Annotated in this window: 14 protein-coding genes; 9 read left to right on the forward strand and 5 right to left on the reverse strand. The window is 66.4% G+C overall.

What is annotated here, in order from left to right:
* Positions 1-69 precede the first annotated feature (69 nt).
* The 7 genes from ABD808_RS21600 to ABD808_RS21630 all read left to right on the forward strand — a co-directional run bounded on the left by ABD808_RS21600 (position 70) and on the right by ABD808_RS21630 (position 16,568).
* Positions 70-10,986 (forward strand): LamG-like jellyroll fold domain-containing protein, encoded by a 10,917-nt coding sequence (locus tag ABD808_RS21600; RefSeq protein WP_344899465.1) that lies wholly within the window; start codon positions 70-72, stop codon positions 10,984-10,986.
* 51 nt (positions 10,987-11,037) lie between these two features.
* Positions 11,038-11,490: a hypothetical protein gene (locus tag ABD808_RS21605; protein ID WP_344899467.1), complete on the forward strand. Its 453-nt coding sequence runs from the start codon at positions 11,038-11,040 to the stop codon at positions 11,488-11,490.
* 706 nt (positions 11,491-12,196) lie between these two features.
* Positions 12,197-12,793, forward strand: a complete 597-nt coding sequence (locus tag ABD808_RS21610; protein ID WP_344899469.1) for a hypothetical protein — start codon at positions 12,197-12,199, stop codon at positions 12,791-12,793.
* A 537-nt stretch (positions 12,794-13,330) separates the two neighbouring features.
* Positions 13,331-13,486, forward strand: coding sequence for a hypothetical protein (locus ABD808_RS21615; RefSeq protein WP_344899471.1), 156 nt, complete (start codon positions 13,331-13,333; stop codon positions 13,484-13,486).
* 361 nt (positions 13,487-13,847) lie between these two features.
* Positions 13,848-14,228, forward strand: coding sequence for a hypothetical protein (locus ABD808_RS21620; protein ID WP_344899473.1), 381 nt, complete (start codon positions 13,848-13,850; stop codon positions 14,226-14,228).
* A 172-nt stretch (positions 14,229-14,400) separates the two neighbouring features.
* Positions 14,401-15,333, forward strand: a complete 933-nt coding sequence (locus ABD808_RS21625; RefSeq protein ID WP_344899475.1) for a DNA-3-methyladenine glycosylase family protein — start codon at positions 14,401-14,403, stop codon at positions 15,331-15,333.
* A gap of 290 nt (positions 15,334-15,623) precedes the next feature.
* The gene (locus ABD808_RS21630) at positions 15,624-16,568 is read left to right on the forward strand and encodes a LysR family transcriptional regulator (protein ID WP_344899477.1); all 945 of its coding nucleotides are present in this window, start codon (positions 15,624-15,626) and stop codon (positions 16,566-16,568) included.
* A gap of 105 nt (positions 16,569-16,673) precedes the next feature.
* Here the strand turns inward: ABD808_RS21630 and ABD808_RS21635 are convergent, their stop codons facing one another.
* The 5 genes from ABD808_RS21635 to ABD808_RS21655 all read right to left on the reverse strand — a co-directional run bounded on the left by ABD808_RS21635 (position 16,674) and on the right by ABD808_RS21655 (position 19,310).
* Positions 16,674-17,033 (reverse strand): hypothetical protein, encoded by a 360-nt coding sequence (locus ABD808_RS21635; RefSeq protein WP_344899479.1) that lies wholly within the window; start codon positions 17,031-17,033, stop codon positions 16,674-16,676.
* An 84-nt stretch (positions 17,034-17,117) separates the two neighbouring features.
* A complete protein-coding gene (locus ABD808_RS21640) occupies positions 17,118-17,264 on the reverse strand; it encodes a hypothetical protein (RefSeq protein ID WP_344899481.1) in 147 nt (48 codons plus the stop codon).
* Between the two features lie 466 nt (positions 17,265-17,730).
* A complete protein-coding gene (locus tag ABD808_RS21645) occupies positions 17,731-18,585 on the reverse strand; it encodes a helix-turn-helix domain-containing protein (RefSeq protein ID WP_344899483.1) in 855 nt (284 codons plus the stop codon).
* A 3-nt stretch (positions 18,586-18,588) separates the two neighbouring features.
* Positions 18,589-19,104: a DUF6879 family protein gene (locus ABD808_RS21650; RefSeq protein ID WP_344899485.1), complete on the reverse strand. Its 516-nt coding sequence runs from the start codon at positions 19,102-19,104 to the stop codon at positions 18,589-18,591.
* Entirely contained in the window at positions 19,104-19,310 is a 207-nt protein-coding gene (locus ABD808_RS21655) for a hypothetical protein (RefSeq protein WP_344899487.1), read from the reverse strand. The genes ABD808_RS21650 and ABD808_RS21655 overlap by 1 nt, the downstream gene beginning before the upstream one ends.
* Before the next feature lie 213 nt (positions 19,311-19,523).
* Here ABD808_RS21655 and ABD808_RS21660 point away from each other — a divergent pair, with 213 nt between their 5' ends.
* Both ABD808_RS21660 and ABD808_RS21665 read left to right on the forward strand, forming a co-directional pair.
* Entirely contained in the window at positions 19,524-19,685 is a 162-nt protein-coding gene (locus ABD808_RS21660) for an SPASM domain-containing protein (protein WP_344899489.1), read from the forward strand.
* 113 nt (positions 19,686-19,798) lie between these two features.
* A complete protein-coding gene (locus tag ABD808_RS21665; RefSeq protein WP_344899490.1) occupies positions 19,799-20,590 on the forward strand; it encodes a protein kinase in 792 nt (263 codons plus the stop codon).
* The last annotated feature ends 30 nt before the right edge of the window (positions 20,591-20,620 follow it).

The raw sequence follows: 20,620 nt of genomic DNA on the forward strand, positions 1-20,620 counted from the left end.
GAGAAAAGTCCAGATTGAGCTGAAGTGTCCCCTCGTGGGACCGCGGCTCCAGGAAAGGCCGGGTGGTCGGTGCCGCGCTCACAGGTCCTGGGAATCCTGATCCTCTTGTGGGGTCTCGGCCTGATCGCCGCACTCGGCGCCTACGCGGGCGGTGTCGTGCACCGTCTCGCGCTGAGGCGGCGGCGTCCTCGCAACGTCAGCGGTTCCCGGTACCGGGTGCGGGCGCTGCGTTCTCTCCGGCGGAGCGCGGCGACTCGGCGCACGGCCGTCCTGCTGTGCGCCGCCCTGATGCTGATGGCGACGGAACAACCGGCCCTCGCGGGCGAGGGCATGCCGGAGGTGTCGTTCGCGGGCGTCGCCGGAGCGTTCGGATGGCTGACCGGCAAGCCCGCCCCGCACTGGGGACGGCTGCCGCGCCAGAAGTCCGGAACGGCCGCCGGGCGGTCGCACGCGGCGAGCGCCGCCGCGACACGGGCCGGACGCGGCACCGGCCGCGAACCCGGACACGGCAAGGGGGAACTGCCCGGTGACAAGCCGGGTGGCCGCAAGGTCCCGCGGGGGCGCAGCGGTCAGGGGCGCGTCGGGTTCGCGCAGAGCACCAGCCGCCGGATCGCCGCGAAGTCGACGGCGACGACCGACTACTACCGCAACGTCGACGGTTCCTTCACGCGCAAGTTCGCGCAGAGCCCGGTCAACTACCAGGACGGCCACGGCGGCTGGCAGCCGATCGACACCACCGTCCGGCAGCGGAACGACCGGCGCTGGCACGAGCGGGCCAACGTGCTCGACGTGAGCTTCGCCCCCAAGGCGACCGACACCCGGCTGGCCCAGGTGGACGGTGACGGCGGGCAGCAGCTGGCGTACGGGTTGCTGGGCGCGGCGCCGGTCACCCCGACCGCGTCTGGCCCCGTGGTGACGTACGCGGGCGTGCTCCCCTCCACGGACCTGGCCCTCTGGCCGACCGCGACCGGCATGAAGGAATCGATCGTGCTGCGTTCCGCGGAGGCGGGGAACATCTGGACGTTCCCGCTGAAGCTGAAGGGGCTCAAACTCCGCAAGGCCGCCGACGGCTCGATCGAGCTGGTGGACGGCTCCGGCAAGGCCGCCGGGCGCATCCCCGCCGCGTACGCGTTCGACTCCAAGATCGACAAGCGGTCCGGGGAGGGCGCGACCACCCATGCCGTCACTTATGGGCTCACCGAGGTGGACGGCGATCCCGCGCTGACGGTGACCCTGGACCAGAACTGGCTGCACGCTCCCGAACGGGTCTTCCCCGTGACCGTCGACCCGTCCTACAACAACCTTCTGACCTGGGCCACCACCTACGTCGAGTCGGGCATCACTCCTGGCGACCACTCGATGGAAGAGACCATCAAGGTCGGTTCGTGGGACGCTGGTCCGCACAGCGCCAACTCCTTCCTGAAGTTCCCGCGCGGCGGCCTCGACGGTTCCCAGGTCCCTGTCTCGGCGGCGCACCTCGAACTGTTCGACACCTGGGCGGCCACCTGCACCGCCGAACGGTTCGACGTCGCGGCCGTCACCGAGGACTGGTCACCGTCCACGGCGGTGTCCTACCCGGGGCCTTCACATGGTGCCTCGATCGGGAACGCGACACCGAACGTCCCGCACGCCTGCGCGAACACCGGCGCCGACCGCATGGTGGGCGACGTCGTCACGGTCACCCTGTCGACCGCCACGTTCAACAGCTGGTCCACCGGGGGGAACGACTACGGGCTGGCCCTGTACGCGTCAACGGCGGACAGCCTGCACTGGAAGCAGTTCAACACCGCGTACGCCCCGAAGGGCACGCCGATACTGGCGCTCACCTACACCGGCGCGATGCTCCCGGAGGTGTACGGCCAGATCCCGCCGAGCGGCTCCCGCACCGACACGCTGACGCCCCAACTGACCGCGTGGGGAAGCCGTGACCCCAACCTCGCGGTCACGCTGAAGTACCGCTTCCGCGTCCTGGACCCCGAGGGCGCGACCGTCGTCGACTCCGGGCTGGTCAGCGCGCAGGAACCGTCATCGACGGTCACCTGGCAGGTCCCCTCCGGCAAGTTGAAATGGGGCCGCACCTACTACTGGGGCGCGCTCGCCTACGACGGGACGAACTACTCGGCGGCGCCCGCGCTGAACGAGCTCGTCGTGAGCGTGCCGCAACCGACGATCACCTCTAGCCTGGCGCAGAACGGCGACCACGATTTCGACCCGGCGATCGGAAACTACACGTCGACGGCGACGGACGCGAACATCACGTCGGTCGGCCCCAGCCTCGCCGTCGTCCGCGACTACAACTCCCGCGACCCCCGCGTCGGCGGTGCCTTCGGGACCGGCTGGTCCAGCGTGTTCGACGCGAAGGCCACCGAGTGGTACACCTCGGCGGGCGCCGTCCGCAGCGTCGCCGTCACGTACCCGAACGGCTCCACGGTCGGGTTCGGCAAGAACCCGGACGGCTCGTTCAGCCCTCCGTCCGGACGGTTCGCGACGTTCACGGCCATCACCGGCGGCTACCGCCTGACCGACAAGAACGACACCGTCTACACCTTCGGCCAAGCGCTCGGCTCCGGTGCCTATGGCATCACCTCCGTCGCGGACGCCGCCGGACGGACGGTGACGTTCACCTGGGCGTCCGGTCACATCACGACGATGACGTCGTCGGCGTCCGGCCGGGCGCTGCATGTCACCTGGTCGGCACCGACGGACGCGACCGCGCCGCACATCGCGACCGTCGTCACCGACCCGTCCACCTCCGGCGACCCCACGACCGCGCTGACCTGGACCTACTCCTACACGGCCGACCGGCTCTCGTCCGTGTGCTCGCCGGAGGACACGGCACCGGACTGCACCCGGTACGGCTACCAGGGCGCGTCGCCGCACCGCGAACAGGTCCTCGACCAGGGCGCGTCGTCGTTCTGGCCGCTCTCGGAGACGTCCGGGACGACCGCCGCCAGCGCCGTACTCGTCAACGAGGGCACCGACAACGGGACCTACTCGGACGTGACGCTCGGGCAACCGGGACCGTTGACCGGCGGCGCCGCGACCGCCGCGGGCTTCAACGGCACCTCGTCGAAGGTGAGCCTGCCCGACCTGCACATGGGCGTGTCCACCACCGAGTCGGTGTCGATGTGGTTCAAGACGTCGCAGGCGCCCGGGGTCCTGCTGTCCTACTCCGACAACGAGATCCAGGCGACCAGTACCCAGGGCAACTTCACGCCCGGCCTCTACGTCGGGACGGACGGGAAGCTGAAGGGCACGTTCTGGTGGAACGGGGAGACCCCGAACCCCCTCAGCACCCCGGCGTCGGTCGCCGACGGCGCCTGGCACCACGTCGTGCTGTCGGGTTCGCCGACCGAGCAGACGCTGTGGCTGGACGGCGCGAAGGTCGCCACCGGGGCGGGAGCGAAGTCCTACGACTTCGACTACCAGCCGAACTCATTCCGGCATCACTACCTGGGCGCCGGCTACCTCGGCTTCAAATGGCCGGACCAGCCGCACTACAGCACCACCTCGCACACCGTCTACGGCACCTACTTCAACGGCTCGATGGCCGACGCGGCACTGTTCGGCGAGCCCCTCACCCAGGCCGACGTCCAGGCGCTCTACCGGTCGGGGACGCAGGCCACCAGCCTGCTCACCTCGATCACCAAACCGTCGGGCGACAGTCACGCGACCGTCGAGTACGACCCGCTGACCAGCACCGTCACACATGTCACCGATGAGAACGGCGGCTCCTGGCACCTCGCTCCGCCCACGGTCACCGGCTCGTCCCAGGTGTACCGGGCCGCCGTGCTCGGGTCCCAGCCCGCCTCCTACTTCCGCTTCGGGGAGGCGGCGGGCGCGACCCAGGCCATGGGGGAGACCAACTCCGAGCCCGCGCAGTACTCGAACGTGACGCTGGGCACGGACGGCCCGTTCGACGACTCCACCGCCGCCGCGTTCAACGGCACGTCCTCGCTGATCCGGCTGCCGCTCGACGACCAGGTACAGACGTCACCGGGCTCGATCGAGATGTGGTTCAAGGTCCCGGCGGGCAACACGGCGGGCGGGGTCCTGTTCGACGAGGAGTCCGAACCGGTCGGTCCCGTGGCGGGCAACTACGTCCCGGCCCTGTACATCGGGACGGACGGCAAAGTCCACGGGAAGTTCTGGGACACTGGCGGGACCACGAAGGTCCTCGTCTCCGGCGGGAAGGTCAACGACGGCGTCTGGCACCATGTCGCCCTCGCGTCCGGAACGAACGCTCAGACCCTGTACCTGGACGGCGTCGCCCAGGGCTCGCTGAGCGACGCGCTCGCCACGACCGGGGTCAACTACGTGTACGTCGGCGCGGGCATCTCCGGCAACCACTGGCCGTCCCACCCCGTCGACACCACCGGTTACTTCACCGGGTCGATCGCCGACTTCGCCTTCTACCACGCGCAACTGTCCGGCGCGGACGTCGTCCGGCACTACACCGCGGGCCGCAACTCGCAGGGCCTGGCGCCCACCACGACCGTCAACCTCACCGACCCGGGCGGCAAGACCCTCGTCTATCAGTACGACCCTGCCCGTGGGAATCGTCCGGTTGCCGAGACCGACGGCCTCGGCAACCGCACCACCTTCGGCTACGACTCCGGCGGCTACCTGCACACCGTCACCGACGCCAACGGCAACATGAAGATCACCGGGCACGATGTGCGCGGGAACGCCGTCTCCGAGACGACCTGCCAGGACCAGGTCGCCCACCAGTGCTCGACGACGTACACCACCTACCTGCCCGACGACACCAGCACGCAACTGACACCGGACCCGAAGAACGACCTGGTCGCGACGATCCGGGACGGTCGCTCGTCCGGGCCGTCGGACAACGCCTACAAGACGTCCTACGCCTACGACGCCGCCGGGAACCGCACCGAGGTGACGACGCCGCCGGTCCCGGGCTTCCCCGGCGGCCGCACCACCAAGATCTCCTACACCGACGGGACCACGGTCGCCGCCGCCGACACCGGGTTCGCGCCCCCCGGCCTGCCCTACAGGACCGTCTCGCCGGGCGGGGCCGCCAACACCATCAGCTACCTGCACACCGGTGACGTCGCGTCCGTCACCGACGCCGCCGGAAAGGTCACCCGGTTCACCTACGACGGTCTCGGACAGCTCCTGACCGCGACGGAGGTGACCGACGCCTATCCGACCGGCCTGACGACGTCCTACACCTACGGCGACCTGGGCCAGGTCCTCACCCAGACGGACCCGCCGGTCACCAACCGGGTGACCGGAGCCGTCCATACGTCCAGGACGACCACCGAATACAACGCCGACGGCGAGGTCACCTCCACGACCGTCAGCGACCTGACCGGTGGGGACGCGCCGCGCGGCACGTCCACCGCGTACAACTCCCACGGACAGGTCGAGTCCCGTACCGATCCCCTCGGCAGGGTCACCGAGTACACCTACGACGCCTATGGCAACAAGGTCAAAGAGGAGAGTCCACGCGGCATCACCGTCGCCTACACCTACAACCCCGAGGGTCAGCCGCTGACCCAGACCCTCAAGAACTACACCGGTGACCCCAACGACCCGGACGACGCCACGGACCTGGTGGAGTCGTCCCGCGCCTACGATCCGGCCGGACGGCTCGCGTCGCTGACCGACTCCATGGGCAACACCGCGTCGTACACCTACACCGACAACGACCTGCCCGCAACGCTCACCCGCACCGACTCCAACGGCGCCAACCCGTTCGTCGAACGCTCCACCACCTACGACGCGGCCGGAAACCCCGTCCGGCAGGTGACGAACAACGGGGCGACCGTCACCACCGCCACGCTGGACGCCGCGGACCGTCCGACCCAGACCGTCGTCGACCCGGACGGGGAGCGGCGCACCACCACCGTCTCCTACACCCCCGACGACCAGGTCGCCAGGCGGGTCAGGACCGACGTCGACGGCTGGGCGGACGCCACGTCCTTCACCTACGACCCGATGGGCCGGACGACGAGCCAGACGCTCGGCGGAGACGGTCCCGGCCGTCCGGTCGCCTGGTGGAAACTCGACCAGACCTCCGGCGCCGCCGTCCCCGACGTCTCAGGGCACGGCAACGACGCCCACGTCGGCACCGGAGTCACCTGGGCCGACCAGGGGGCCGTCCTGCCCGGCACCGCCGGACAGGAGATCACCACCAACGGTCCCGTCGTCGACACCTCGCAGAGCTTCACCGTCGCGGCCTGGGTGAACATGGCCGCCACCCCGTCCAGTGGCTTCCAGACCGCCGTCAGCCAGGACGGCGCTCATGCCAGCGGCTTCTACCTGCAATACGCCGGGGCGGCCGGCAAATGGTCCTTCAGCCGGACCGCGACCGACACCGACGCGGCGCAGGGCATGCGGGCGCTGTCGACGACCAAGACTCCGGCCGCCGGTACCTGGACGCACCTGGTGGGCGCGTTCAACGCCGAGGACGGCTCGATGACGCTCTACGTCGACGGCACCGCCGACGGCGGCGCCACCGACGCCACACCGTTCAACGCGACCGGCCCCACGGTGATCGGCCGCGCCAGGTACAACAGCGCCGTCACCGACCTGTTCCACGGCTCGGTCGCGAACGTGCAGCTCTACGACCGCACGCTCACCGCCCAAGAGGTGACCGCGCTCTACGGGAAGGGCCGCGGCGGCGGCAGCCTCCACTCGTGGGACACCGCGACCACCACGTGGCAGCTGGACCAGCGCGGGCTGCCCACGATGATGACCGACCCCAAGGTCCGCAACACCCACTACACCTACGACGAGGCGGGCCGCCTGGCGATCACCAGCATGCCGACCGTCAGCACCGAGACCGGCGGTGGCGCCCCCGTGACCGCCCACCCGATCACGATGACCGGGTACAACGCCTTCGGGGAGAAGTCCGAAGAGCAGGACCCGAACGGCAACGTCACCACCATCGCCTACGACGCGGCGGGCCAACAGACCGGCGTCGCCCTACCCGGCTACACGCCGCCGGGGGAGACCCAGGAGATCAACCCCGTCACGAGCCGTGCCTACGACGCCGACGGCAACCTCACCGACGACACCGACCCGCTGGGGAAGACCACCCACTACGCGTACACGCAGCTCGGCGACGTCTCGACGGTCACGGACCCCTCCGGCGGGGTCACCAAGGCCGTGTACGACACCAACGGCGAGGTGCTGTCCGCCGCGACGGCGACCGGCGCGCAGACCCAGACGACCTACGACCACCTCGGCCGCACGCTGACCACCACCGTGCTGGAACGCCACCCGACCCCCACGGCCGAGACGACCACCTACACCTACATCGCCTCCGCGGACGACCCGGGCGGCGTGTGGCCGTCCACGATGACCACCCCCGACGGCGCCACCACCACCTACGGCTACAACAAGCTCGGGGAATCCACAAAGACGACCGACCCCGGCGGAGCCGTCACCCAGCACCGGTACAACCTGCTCGGGCAGCCGACCAAGACGATCCGGGACGACGGCACCGCCACCCAGTACACCCTCAACCAGTACGGCGAACCCACCACGACCAAGGAACTCGACTCTGACGGGTCGACCCTGTCGACCAGGTCAGCGACGTACGACTCGATGGGGCAACTGACCTCGTCCACGGACGCTCGTGGCCACACCACCACGTTCACTCTCGATGCCGTAGGCCAGATCACCGCAGAGGTTCAGCCGGTCGACACCGGCCACTCGATCACGACCTCGTTCGGCTACGACGCGGCCGGAAACCGCACCCGGTTCACCGACGGGCGCGGGAACGCCTGGATCTACGGCTACAACACCTGGAACAAGCGGGAATCGGTTCTCGAACCCACCACCCCCACCTACAGCACCGCCGGGGACCGCACGTCCACGACCAGCTATGACGCCGCCGGACGTCCCGTCCACACGACCCTTCCCGGCGGCGTGACCCTCACCGCCGGGTACGATGACCTCGGCCGCGTCACCACCCAGTCGGGAGCCGGAGCCGACGCGCCGACCGCCGACCGGACGTTCACCTACGACCACGACGGCCGGATGCTGACCGCCGCGACCGCCGAGGTCGGCACCACCCCCGCCACCAGCGAGTCCTTCACCTACAACGACCGGGGCCTGCCGCTCACCGCGGCCGGCTCGGCGGGCGCCAGCTCGTTCGCATACAACGACGACGGCCTGCCCACCTCCCGCACCGACGCCGCCGGCACCACCGCCTACACCTACGACGGCGCGGACCGGCTCGCCACGCTCGCCGACCCCGTCACCGGCAGCACCCTGACCTACGGCTACGACACGATGTCGCAGCTGACCTCGATCGCCTACGGAACCGGCGGCAACGCCCGCACCTACACCTACGACCATTCGCACCGCCTCACCGGCGACGTCCTCAAGACGTCCGCCGGGGCCATCGTCGCCTCGATCGCCTACGGCTACGACGACAACGGCAACGAGACGTCCAAGACCACGACCGGATTCGGCGGCACCGCCCAGAACACCTACGCCTACGACTGGGCCAACCGGCTCACGAGCTGGAACAACGGCACGACCGCCACCCCGTACGAGTACGACGACTCCGGCAACCGCACCCGCGTCGGCTCGAACGTCTTCACCTACGACGCCCGCGACCAGCTCACGTCCGACGGCACCAACAGCTACACCTACACCGCCCGCGGCACGCTCTCCGGCCAGACCACGTCCACCCAGACCCTGACCGCGACCAGCGACGCCTACGGCCAGCAGGCCACCGTCGAGGGGCCCACCGGAACCCAGACCTACGTCACCGACGCGCTCGGACGTGTCGTCACCGCGAAGTCCACCACGGCGCCCGACCGCACCTTCGCCTTCTCCGGGACGTCCAACACCCTCGCTTCCGACGGCACGAACACCTACACCTGGACCCCGGACGACTCGCTCGTCGGCATCGGTACGTCCGGCGGCGGCACCGGCGTGCTGGCCTACGTCGACCAGCACGACGACGTCGTCGGCAACTTCGCCTCGACCGGCACCGCCCTCACCGGTTCGGCCACCTACGATCCGCTGGGCAACGTCACCGCGACCACCACCATGTCGGGACGGCTCGGCTACCAGTCCGGCTGGACGGACGACTCCACCGGCAAGGTCAACATGGCCGCCCGCTGGTACAACCCCGCCGTCGGCCAGTTCCAGAACAAGGACACCGTCGCCCAGGACCCGGTGCCCGACCCGGCCCAGGCCAACCCGTTCGCCTACGTCGGCGACAACCCCCTGCTCGGCACCGACCCCACCGGCCACTGCTGGGGCGGCTTCGGCGCGGTCTGCCACATCGCCGCCGCCGTCAACCGCCACGTCATCCAACCGACGTGGCACGGCATTCAATGGGGCGCCCACCAGGTCCAACGGGTGGTCTCCTGGGGAGCGCGCCACACCCGCCAGATCATCGACAACGCGCACCATGCCTTCGAAAAACAAATGCACACCTGGACCCAGGAGATCCGCGACCTGGAACGCGCGGCGCGAGCGCAGTACGCGCGCATGCAGGCCCAGGCCAAACGCATCGCTGCGGAGGCACGAAAACGGGCGGCGGAGGCGAAAAAGCGCCTGGACGAATTCAACAAACAATTCAACCTGGGCAAATACGCCGTCGAACTCACCCACAAGGCCGTCCATGCGACCGCGACCTTCGTCAAACACCATGGCGCCGCCATCACCGCCGTCGCGTCCTTCGCCCTGGCCACGGCGACCTTCATCGGCTGCGAGGCCGCCATCGGCGTCGCCACCGGCGGCGTGGGCGCCGTCGTCGGCGCAGCGGGCTGCGGCATGCTCGCCGGAGCGGTCGCCGGCGCCGTCGACCAGGGCGGCAAATGCCTGCGGGGCCAGGAGGGCGCCTGTTCCGCCGGTTCCTTCGGCAAGTCGATCCTCATCGGCGGTGTCAGCGGCGCCATCGGAGGCGCGCTCGGCGGAAGCCTCGGCGGCAAACTCGCCCAGTCCGCCATGGGCAGGATCCTGCCGCGCCTCGCCACGGCCGCGATCGAGGGCGCCGGCATCGGCGGCGCCTCCGGAGCCGCCGCCGGAGGCATCGGCTACGGCCTGACCTGCCACGAACGTTCGGGCGGCTGTACCTGGTCCGGCGCCGCGGGCGCCGCCGCGACGGGCGCCGCGATCGGCGCGGCGACCGGCGCCGCGTTCGGCGGCGCGGCCAGTCGCCTCTCCCGAGGCGGTTGCCACAGCTTCACCGCCGTCACCCCCGTCCTCCTCGCCGACGGCTCCGCCAAGCCGATCAGCAAGGTGAAGGTCGGTGACAAGGTCCTCGCCTCAGTGCCCGGCGGCCACACCGAAACCCACACCGTCCAGCGCGTCATCGTCACCCGCACCGACCACGACTTCGTCGACCTGACCATCGCGACCGACCACCCGGGCCGCGGCCCTCCGGCCAGTCTCACCACCACCGCGACCCACCCGTTCTACGACATCACCCAGTCGGCCTTCGTCGACGCCGCGCACATCAAGCCGGGCGACAAGCTCCAACAGCCCGACGGCACCACCGCCACGGTCACCAAGACCCGCCACTACACCACCACCCAGGTCACCTACGACCTAACCATCAACGGCCTCCACACCTACTACGTAGTAGCCGGCACCACCCCGATCCTCGTCCACAACTGCGACCCGGTCAAATACGTCACGTACACGAAGACGAATCCCACGACAGGAAAGGTCTATACGGGCCGCACCAGGGGAACCGGCGATCCCGCAGACATCGTTGCCGCCCGTGACTCAGGACATCACATGAATGACCAGGGATTCGGTCCGGCAGTGCTAGACAAATGGGTGGAAGGAACCCTGCCCGTTGCGCAACGCCATAACGATACCGCCTACCAGGCGATTCGAGGCAGAGAGCAAAACCTTATAGACTTCTTCGGCGGTGCCCAATCGGCGGGAGGAACTTCCGGAAATGCCATTCGAGGCATCGCGGACGACCTCGCCGACAGGCCCACCTACATGGACGCTGCGAGACGGCTGTGGGGCTGGATATAATAGCAGGTGATACCCTCGTGACGTGACGTCGCAAGAAGCGGAGGCGTGATCATGCGAATCGAGTTCGTTCCGGGATCTCTGTTTGAAGTCCCAGTTCAGAACCATGATCACGCCTTCGCTTTGATGTTGGCTGAGTTTCCGTATGTTGCGTTTTATGCAAAGGATGCATCGTTCGACGATGCCGGTGCTCCTATTGGTGCTCCAATGTTCACGATTCTCGTGGCGAAGCCGGCCTATGCATCGGGTGGTTGGGGGAGGCCAGTCCGGCAACTAGCTGGAGATTCCCTTCCGGCCATACCTCGATTCTTTTGGCAGAGCCCTGTCAAGAAAAGTGATTGCAAGATAGTCGAACCAATCAAGCGGAGGGTTCCGGCAACTCCAAGTGAGTGTGTTGGTCTTGAGCCTGAGGCAATATGGTCTGCCGGACATATTGTATCGAGGATCGTCGATGCGTACGAAGGTCGTCCCAATGCCTTCGCCGAGTCGTTGCGAGTGAAGTTGTAAGAACTCAGCAGTCCAGCGGCCTTTCGGAAACACCTTTATAGGATCAGGTGGCTTGACCGTCACAAGGACTGTCGCCGCCGAAGGTCGCCTCCGGGGCCCGTCGTGCGCTCCCGTTGCCGTCACCGTTGCCCTCAAGAAGCGCAATCATTCCGCGACGCTACGAACAATCACAAGGTAGAAGGCGTGCCCAACGTCCCGTAAACCACCCGGAGGGCGGCGCAGCCGTACACCTACTCTGTAGTCGCGGGCGCCACCCCGATCCTCGTCCACAACTGCGAAGGGCTTTCGAATAACCGTCCGGAGGCACTTCAGAAGATAGAGTTGAAGACGGCTGCTGATCGAGGTGTCACGCCTACGGCTCTTCAGAAGGGAGCTGGAATGGATGGTCTGAAAAATGCTATAGGTGGCGCCTCCGATTTTAAATGGGGGGTAACTATGGAAGGTGATCTTAAGGTGATGCCTGCCTACGCTGGAGGCGGATCTGGTGAGTGGCCTCGTGCAGAGATAGCTCATACTGTTCTCGCGGGGCTGAACGGAAGACTTCGGTCCGCGGGTTCTGGTACTTTTATGGAAGGTTTCCCCGCGTTTATTACGAATCAGAGTGGCCATTTTCTGCCAGGTGTGGAGACCTTGCCGATCGGAGAAGCGGCATTTCGCAGAGCTGGAATCGATATCATCGCTTCCCCCTTTGAAGGATGACGCCCCAATGGCCTCGGAAAAGTTGCCGCGCGAGGCCTGTGTGGCCACGATACAAGAAGCGCATGAAATGGCTGCTCTCCTAGGTAGGAGCGATCTGTCGACCAGTAGTGCGGCATGGTGGTACGTGGTCATTTCTGTGTGCAATACCGGCTTGCTGGGTGCCGAGCTGGGTGCGGCTGATGCAGACGAGTGGGGCAAAGTGTTGGTTTGTGCTCTGGACAAGGCGAGAGATCTGGGGGTGCTCGGCGAAGAGGAAACCGTTCATCGTCGAATGATCGCGTGTGCGGCATCTCTCAGATACTTTGGTGTTTGTGAAGGGGAAGAGAATCGGGATCCAAATTTGATTGTTGGTCACTTTCTGGCGACACAGCAAGGCGACTCGCCGCAAGATGTCCTCCGAAAATGTGTAGACATTCTACGGGTCCCGCGCGAGATTCGCGTTGATGCGTCCTTCCGGGAAGGAATAAAGTACGTCACAAGTGTCCGAATGGCACTTCAGGCGCTTGGTGATGTAGTGGAATATCTACATCCCGGTCCGCTGAGAGAGGCGGCCGTCAGGTGGTGTGATATCGCCATTTTGATTCCCCGTTCTCGGGTATATTGAAGTACTTGTGTAAGAGATTGAAGTAATCCGCCAAGCCGATCAGCAAGGTGAAGGTCGGCGACAAGGCCCTGGCCTCCGTCCCCGATGGCCACGCCGTCCAGCGACGCCGTTGGCATTGGCGGTCGTCTGATCGGTACAGAAAGGCGTCGGAGTACTCGAAATAGTGGTGGCCGGCGGCGCTAACCCTGACCTGACGAATAATTCTGGCGAGACGCCGAAAAGTGTGGCCGGTAGATTAGATGCCCACTTGCACGTCGATATATAGGCTTTGGAAGCGTAGTGGTGAACGTTCACCGCGTTCTCGCTGGTGAATCTTAACTCTAGGCCGGGTGATGGCGGTCGTCGGCGTGACTCCGGCCTCATTCGCGCCGTCCTGAACGCTATGGTCTTAGGCAGTGACGCCTGAGTGGGCTCCGGCGACGACGCATTCCGCGGCGGCGAGATCTCCAGCCGCCAGGGTGAGTCCGCAGTGCCGTTACACAAGGCTCGTGAGATGAGCCCGCACGCCTTGGCGGCACGTGAAGAAGGAGAGATCGTATGTCTACCCACGAGAGTGACACCGATTCGCTGCTGGACGGTGATGCTCGTCGGCAGGCCGCCTATCTGGCGATTGGACGCTATGCCGCATTGGCGGTCCTACCACTGCCCGGGAGTTCACGCCCGCCGTTCCTGCTGAGCTTCGAGATCTCCTGACGGTCCTGGCGATCAGTGAATGGCCGATGGACGATGTTCGCCTCCGGGCAGAACTGGAAAGCCGAGTTTGGGAGTATCTGGGGAACTTCGACGAGGAGCCCATGGGCGTCGCATACTATCCGTATGCGACTCTGCTATACATTCTCATGGCTTTGCCGATTCTGGCTGGGAAGAAGGAAGAGATCTCGTTTCGAAATCTATACTTGTACGCGCAGCGATTCGCTGCACATGTGGATTGGCAGCTCAGAAACAGTCGAGTATCGTTTGAGTCTGATGGGTATTTCGAAAGATATGAGGAGCGGATTTGGCTGGGCCACGCCAGGCTCGGCGCCCGCGCTGGGACGGTTTTGACCACGTCAAGATGCTGGGCCAGGAGATGGTGAACGAAGTACATGAGGCGCTGCCTTGCGCGCTCATGCCTAACGCGCAAGCGGACTACATCGTCGTCTTCGAGGACATCGCTGACTTCGGGGCCGAACTCGGCCCCAGCGGTGACGACGGGAGCCTGAGGGCGGTAGTCGCTGAATCGGTGTATCCCGACCGCGCGGATGACGGGTATCGCACCTATTTCAGAAAGCCTGGGTATCTTTACGTCTGGACTGACGATGAACGCGATCTGGCCGGCTACCTCGCCGAGAAAATGCAGGTGAAGGCGTTGGGTGATCCTAGAATGCCAGATGGCAGAACGATTGAAGCCCAAGCCTTTGTCCAGGATCCGGTTCCGTCCTCTCCTCCATGGTGATGAATTTCAGCGCCCCTCTCTCCTCGGGTCTGACTGCGTCCAAGCCGAGTGACGGGTGTCGGGGGCCTCGATCGTTCGGTGGGTTCTGGAGGGTGGTTCGCGCGTGTTCGGGGTGGGCGGCGTACGCTTGCTTGCTGAATCTTCCTAGCCGCCGCGTTTGTGGGATTTTACCTTGATTGATCCGTCGTCCGGTGTGGCCGGGGAGAAGACCGCTGGGCGTCTCCCCGGCCTTGTTCGGGAGTGGCGGCCGCCGTGGCCACTCGACTTGGCGGGGGTGTTGTCGCCGCAGATGCGGGGGCGGCGGGATCCGGCGTTTCGGGTGGAGGCGGACGGGTCCTTCTGGCGTGCCTCCTGTACGCCGGTTGGGCCGGGGACGTTGCGGGTCGAGCGGGTTGGGGAGGTCGTCCGGGCCGCGGCTTGGGGGCCGGGGGCGGAATGGTTGCTGGACGGGCTGCCCGAACTGCTTGGGTCAGACGATGAGCCCGAAGGGTTCGTCGCGCGGCATGACGTCGTTCAAGAGCAGCTGCGTCGGCGGCCGGGGCTGCGGATTGGGCGGACGCGGAGGGTGTTCGAGGCGCTCGTTCCGGCCGTGATGGAGCAGAAGGTGCTGTCCGAGGAGGCGTGGCGGGCCTGGGGTTATCTCCTGCGGAAGTTCGGGGAACCCGCGCCGGGGGCGCCGCATATGCGGGTTCCGCCGCCGCCTGAGGTGTGGGCGCGGATCCCGTCGTGGGAGTGGCATCGGTCGGGGTTGGAGGCCGTCCGGGCTCGGACGATCATCGGGGCGGCGCGGGTCGCGAAGCGGTTGGAGGACGATCCGGCTGAGGCGCGGCTGCGGTCACTGCCCGGCATCGGGGTCTGGACGGCCGCCGAGATCCGGCAGCGGGCGGTCGGAGATCCCGACGCCGTCTCCGTCGGCGACTACCATCTGCCCGGCCTGGTGGGCTGGGCGCTGGTGGGCCGCAAGGTCGACGACGCCGGGATGCTCGAACTGCTGGAGCCCTACGCCGGTCATCGGTACCGGGTCACCCGGCTGCTGGAATCGTCCGGCAGGCGTCCGCCGAGGCGTGGCCCCCGTTTGGCCGTTCGGGACTATCGGTCTTTCTGATCCGGTCCACGGTAGGGCGGCGGCGCATCCAGAAGTGGTTCGGGGTCCAGTCGAGACCGTCGCGGCTGTCGGCGCCGAACAGGGGGCCGAGGACGGCGAGGACGACGATGAGGCCGAGTACGAACAGCATGGTCTTCTTCCTTTGGGATCGCAGCTGAAAGGCGTTCCCGCGCGGGACGATCGGGTGGGGCGGGGTGGCCGCCTCTTTCCGTCGCACCACTAGTTTGACTCGGTCCAACGTTGAGGTCCAGCGACCGTTTCTGGAGGGAATGTGTAAGAATCCCTTCACTATGCTGGATTTGAGCAGGTTGCGGGTGCTTCGAGAGCTCAAGCTGCGCGGCACGCTCGGCGCCGTCGCCGACTCCCTCGGGTTCACGCCGTCCGCCGTGTCGCAGCAGCTGGCCCAGTTGCAGAAGGAGATCGGCGTCCCGCTGGTCGAGCGGGTGGGCCGACGGCTGCGGCTGACCGAGGCGGGCGAGGTCCTCGCCGAGCACGCCGAGGTCCTGCTGGCCCGAGCGAAACGCGCGGAGGAGGCGGCGACGGCAGCGGGCGGACGCGTCGCCGGAGTCGTGCGGCTCGTCGGCTTCCAAACGGCACTCCTGCACGTCCTGGCCCCCGCGCTGCCCCGCCTCGCCGAGACGTACCCCGACCTCGTGGTGGACGTCCTAGACGAGGAGTTCCACCGCGTCCTCCAGGCCCTGGTGTTCCAGGAGATCGACGTGGTGCTGACCGACGAGTACTCGCACCTGCCACGCCCGCGCCGCCCAGAGCTGACCTCGGAGATCCTGATCACCGAGAGGATGCGGATCGCCCTCCCCAAAGCCCACCCACTAGCCAGCGAGACCGGCCCCATCCGAATGGTGGACCTGGCCGGACACCCCTGGGCAACCGGCCACGTAGGCACCAACCACGCCGACCTACTCGAACGAACCTGCGTGGAGCTCGGCGGCTTCCGCCCGGACGTCCGCTACCGCTCCAACGACCTCCTGGTCATGCTCGCGATGGTGACGAAAGGCGGCGCCGCCTGCCTCGCCCCCGAACTCGCGCTCGCCGAACGCTCGGAGGGCATCGTCGTCCGAGACGTGGCCGACGCCCCGGTAGACCGCCGCATGGTCCTCTGGACCCGAACCGGCGCCGAAGCCCGCCCCTCAGTCAGAGCCGTCCTGGAAGAACTCCGCCACTCCGCCGACACCCTGGTAGTACTCCGCCCCACCTGCCTCCGCGGCGCCCCCTAACCCCCAAGCCACCCACGCCCGCGAAATCGTCGCTCAGTGTCGCGTCTCATACGCGGCGGCTCACGTCGTCTGTGGATCTTTGGGTAACGGGGCCTGGAAGGACGCTCATCCAACGACGATGACGGCCAGGGCCAGGTACTTGGAGCCCACCAACGGGAAGCCCCACGACAGGTCGGTGCCGCTCTTGAGACCGGACAAGGCCCGGCCGAACCGGTCGGCATGGCTGATCCCCGTGGCTTGCGAATGAGCCATCTTCGGCGCGTGCTGATCGAAGGCTTCTTCCAGCCACCTCACGGCCTCTTCTGCCGTCCTGGCCTTCCGCTGCAACATGCCCTGCGGCTTGTTTAGCCAGTCACCCGTCATCACCGGGGGCGTGGGCAGACTGAGGTCGCCGCACAACTGGTCACGCTTGGGGCCTTGGGCTGTTGCGGTGTCGCCATGCCAGAGGTAGCAGTGGAACGCCATTGAGCGGCATCCTTTGAAGAGGGCAGGCCCCGCCTTGCTATTCCCAGGGCGGGACCTGCTTGTTTTGGGTGATGTGCGACGCGACTATGCGGGGACGGTGGCCAAGGCCGGGGAGCCTTCCGGCAGGTCGAACTCGCCCGCCTTCGCCCCAGCGATGAAGTCGCGCCACTCGAAGTGATCGAACCTGGACACGTTGCCCTCCTCGTCGGTGACAACGACCGCGTCACGCACGATGGCGACGTTCGCGCACCCACAGGTCTCTTGCTGCCCGTGACACCGGCTGGACTTGATGAACACTGAGCCTCCTTGATGACTCGCGGAACATGGAACATCCGACGGGCCCAGGCCAGGGTCTTGCTCATTGACCACACGGGAACTTCAGCGGCCTGGCCTCCCCGCCCGCCAAGAGGGATCTAGGACGAAGGAATCCCTTGAGCATCGCCCTCGTTGTATGCAGCCCCCGGCGATCTCCCACGCCTGCCACGGCAACACGGCATTGAGCACATGGAACACCGGCACACCGGCGCGCGGCACGACACCGCACGACATCCCGCCGCGCGCCACCACGGCCGCATCAAGCCCTGTCAGGTACGAACGGCGCTGGCTCGTGAGGATGAGCTCATCAGCGGTAACTCTGGCGTGTCGCGGACTGTCGAAGCTCATGACCAGGACGCCAAGAGCCCGGTCACGCTGAAAGCTAGGAAGTTGCAGATTGTTGCAGCATCTCGTCCCGGACCTGAAGGATCAGTTCCCGCGCGTCGTCGCCAAGGAGGGCGGCGTGGCGCATCTCGGCGAAAACGGTGGCGTAGATGGCGATTTCTTCGGCGCGTGTAATGTCAAGCGCCGCTGTGAGTGTCTCAACTTTGACAAGTTCGTCGTCGAATATCCAGAATGCCGTTTGGGTGTGCGCGCCCATCCCCGCACTCGCGGGGATTATGCCAATTGAGACATTAGGCAACGCCATGGCCGCAATTACTCGATCGAGCTGTTCAAGCATTGTTTCGACTGATCCTATGCGACTGCGTAGCGCCTGTTCGGCCAGGAGGAAGGCAAATCGGTGATCCCCGTTCCGGAGAATCCGCTGGCGCATCAGGCGAGCGGCAGTCGCCGCTTCACGGTCATCGGGTAGGTCAAGCAGACGAGCCCAATAGGCCATACTTTCCGTGGAGTAGGTGGACGTTTGCAGTAGCCCCGGAATGCTCCAATGCTCGTGGACGCGAAAGAGTGTGGTCCGCGCGTAGAGTGGCTCGATTGCTTCCTGGAGACGACGCAGACCGGACCGAGCCTGCTTACGCCACTCCCGATACATGGTCTCAACTGCCCGCGCCTGTGCAATCAGGTCCGGAACCTGTTCGTCCGCATCGCAGGCGGAACACCAAGCGCGAATATCCGCGTCAGATAGGCCCTGCTTCCCGTGTTCCACGCGGGATATCTTCGTATAGTGCCAGCGTGTCAGCTCAGCAAGTCGACGACCTGACAGGCCAGCGTCTTTACGGATGTCTCGCAGGTGTGTGCCGAAGGCTTCCTTGGCCTGCTGGGCCGGGCTCGTCACCGCTCAGGCGGGCTTGTACTCGTTGTGCGGAATCGCTGTGCTCCACACCGCATCGAATGCATTACGGCAAAGTTCGATGTCGTGGGGGTCGGTCGAAGTAGTGAAATCTGTGTTTCGCCCGTTGCCGTCGTAATGATGGAAGACAACGAGACGGTTGTCGAACATCCAGAAGTCATTGCCCGGAAAAGCGACAGAGGATACTCGCCGCCGGGGCATCCATCGGACTTCCGAACCCGCATCAAGATGCGGCTGCATGATGCTGTGCGACCAGCGCTGGTAATCAGAAAGCGGTTCCGAGACGACGTGAACCCGACGAAAGGACTTCCCATTGTGGACACCTTCTCGCACGAGGTCGCACCAGTCGTGCAGCCATTCGAGATCATCGTGTTCCCCGGCCGCCCATTTCGCCATATGGGGAAGCTCGATCGCGGTTCCGTACGAATCACGCATCTCAAGATGGATGGCTTCACGGTCGAACCTGGTGAAGAGGGCGTTGAACTCCTCGTACGAGAGTCCCATTAATCGCCTTTCGGGAAGAAGAATGGCACGAGCCGATCGGGGATCTCGCAAGCGATCTCCCCGTCCGGGATGTTCATCTCGGCCAGAACGTCCGGATCAGTGACGGCCCATCCCTGAACCACCCAGCTACCCCGGTCGGTCATGTAGAGCGTCGGAGAGCCCTGGGGCTGAGAGTCCGGGGCAACGGCCACGAGCGTAATCTTCATGAACACTCCCTGTCCTCCGAGGTGCGCGATGTTGCGCCCCCTGGTGGCCTCCGGCAGCGCTTCCGTGGGTGTCAAAGGCTCTGGCCTTCGTAGCAGTAAGCAAGGCTGTGGTCCGTTGTCGAGCGGAGGCAGCCATGGAGAAGCCTGCCAAGGCGTCGTGCTGGCGGGACGTCGACCGGGTCCGGGAGTTCGGTTCGTGCCGCCGCCGATCGGATGCCGATCGCGACCGAGCTGTGCGGCCGGTGTGGGGGAGGCCGCGCCGCCGCAGGCCCGGATGGTGCGGTATCGCCGTGTGTGATGTCTGGGTGGATGCGCGTGGGCAACGTCCACGAGGAGTCACTCACCACTATCGTCGGGGACCCCGCCATGGTTTGAAGCCGTCGCCGTCATTCGCGCCGTCCCCCGTACGGGGGGATGTGACCCCGACCAGGAGTGCAACCCGGGGCATCCGGGGAGTCACCGCAACCCGCGCACTTGACAGGAGAACCATGAGTGACCTTCCCGGGCCGGTCGGACTCGCTGAGGCTCTGTACCCGCACACCGGCGCACTCACCACAGTCGAGCCGACCGAGAGCGGGTTCTCTTCGGACCTCACCGCCCTGGTGACTGGGGAGAATGGCGCATGGTTCGTCAAGGCCGTTCGCAACCGACCCGGTGGACGACGCGATTCCCTGGCCAGGGAGAGGCTCATCAACCCATGGGTGCACCCGATCTCCCCGGCTGTGCAGTGGCAGGCCGAGAACCCAAAGTGGATCGTGCTGGGCTTCGAGATCGTCTGCGGCCGTCACGCCGACCTGACGGCGGGCTCGGCGGACCTGCACTTGGTAGTGGAACTGCTGAACCGCATCGGTGAGCTGCCTCTGCCGGAGGTCGCCGCAGATTGGCACGAAAACCGGTGGGATCGGTACACCGACCGGCCGGAGCTGTTGCGCGGTGACACGCTGCTGTACACCGACATCCACCTCTCCAACATCATTATCGGTGACCGGACCTGGGCGGTCGACTGGGCGTGGCCCACCCGAGGCGCCGCCGTCATCGACCCTGCGCTCCTGGTCATCCAGCTTGTCGCGGCCGGACACAGTCCCGACCAGGCCGAAGGGTGGGTGTCCGCCTGCCCGGCGTGGAAGGACGCCGACCCCGAAGTGATCGACGTGTTCGCCGATGCCAACGCGTCCATGTACAGGGCGTTCGCTGACCGGCGTCCCGACGCCACCTGGCTCGGTGCGATGGCCACGGCCACCCGCGCATGGGCTCATCACAGGGCAGGCCAAGGCCACTGACCAGGCTCACAGCCGCGTTAAGGCACGGAG

The sequence above is a fragment of the Actinomadura meridiana genome, from assembly GCF_039537545.1.
Taxonomy (GTDB): Bacteria; Actinomycetota; Actinomycetes; order Streptosporangiales; family Streptosporangiaceae; genus Spirillospora; species Spirillospora meridiana.

Excerpts from the sequence above, each read along its gene's own strand:
- ABD808_RS21605 (WP_344899467.1), top strand. The coding sequence starts at position 11,038 with ATGCGAATCGAGTTCGTTCCGGGATCTCTGTTTGAAGTCCCAGTTCAG.
- ABD808_RS21620 (WP_344899473.1), top strand. The coding sequence starts at position 13,848 with ATGCTGGGCCAGGAGATGGTGAACGAAGTACATGAGGCGCTGCCTTGC.
- ABD808_RS21635 (WP_344899479.1), bottom strand. The coding sequence starts at position 17,033 with ATGGCGTTCCACTGCTACCTCTGGCATGGCGACACCGCAACAGCCCAA.
- ABD808_RS21660 (WP_344899489.1), top strand. The coding sequence starts at position 19,524 with ATGCCGATCGCGACCGAGCTGTGCGGCCGGTGTGGGGGAGGCCGCGCC.
- ABD808_RS21630 (WP_344899477.1), top strand. The coding sequence starts at position 15,624 with ATGCTGGATTTGAGCAGGTTGCGGGTGCTTCGAGAGCTCAAGCTGCGC.
- ABD808_RS21665 (WP_344899490.1), top strand. The coding sequence starts at position 19,799 with ATGAGTGACCTTCCCGGGCCGGTCGGACTCGCTGAGGCTCTGTACCCG.
- ABD808_RS21655 (WP_344899487.1), bottom strand. The coding sequence starts at position 19,310 with ATGAAGATTACGCTCGTGGCCGTTGCCCCGGACTCTCAGCCCCAGGGC.
- ABD808_RS21615 (WP_344899471.1), top strand. The coding sequence starts at position 13,331 with ATGTCTACCCACGAGAGTGACACCGATTCGCTGCTGGACGGTGATGCT.
- ABD808_RS21610 (WP_344899469.1), top strand. The coding sequence starts at position 12,197 with ATGGCCTCGGAAAAGTTGCCGCGCGAGGCCTGTGTGGCCACGATACAA.
- ABD808_RS21650 (WP_344899485.1), bottom strand. The coding sequence starts at position 19,104 with ATGGGACTCTCGTACGAGGAGTTCAACGCCCTCTTCACCAGGTTCGAC.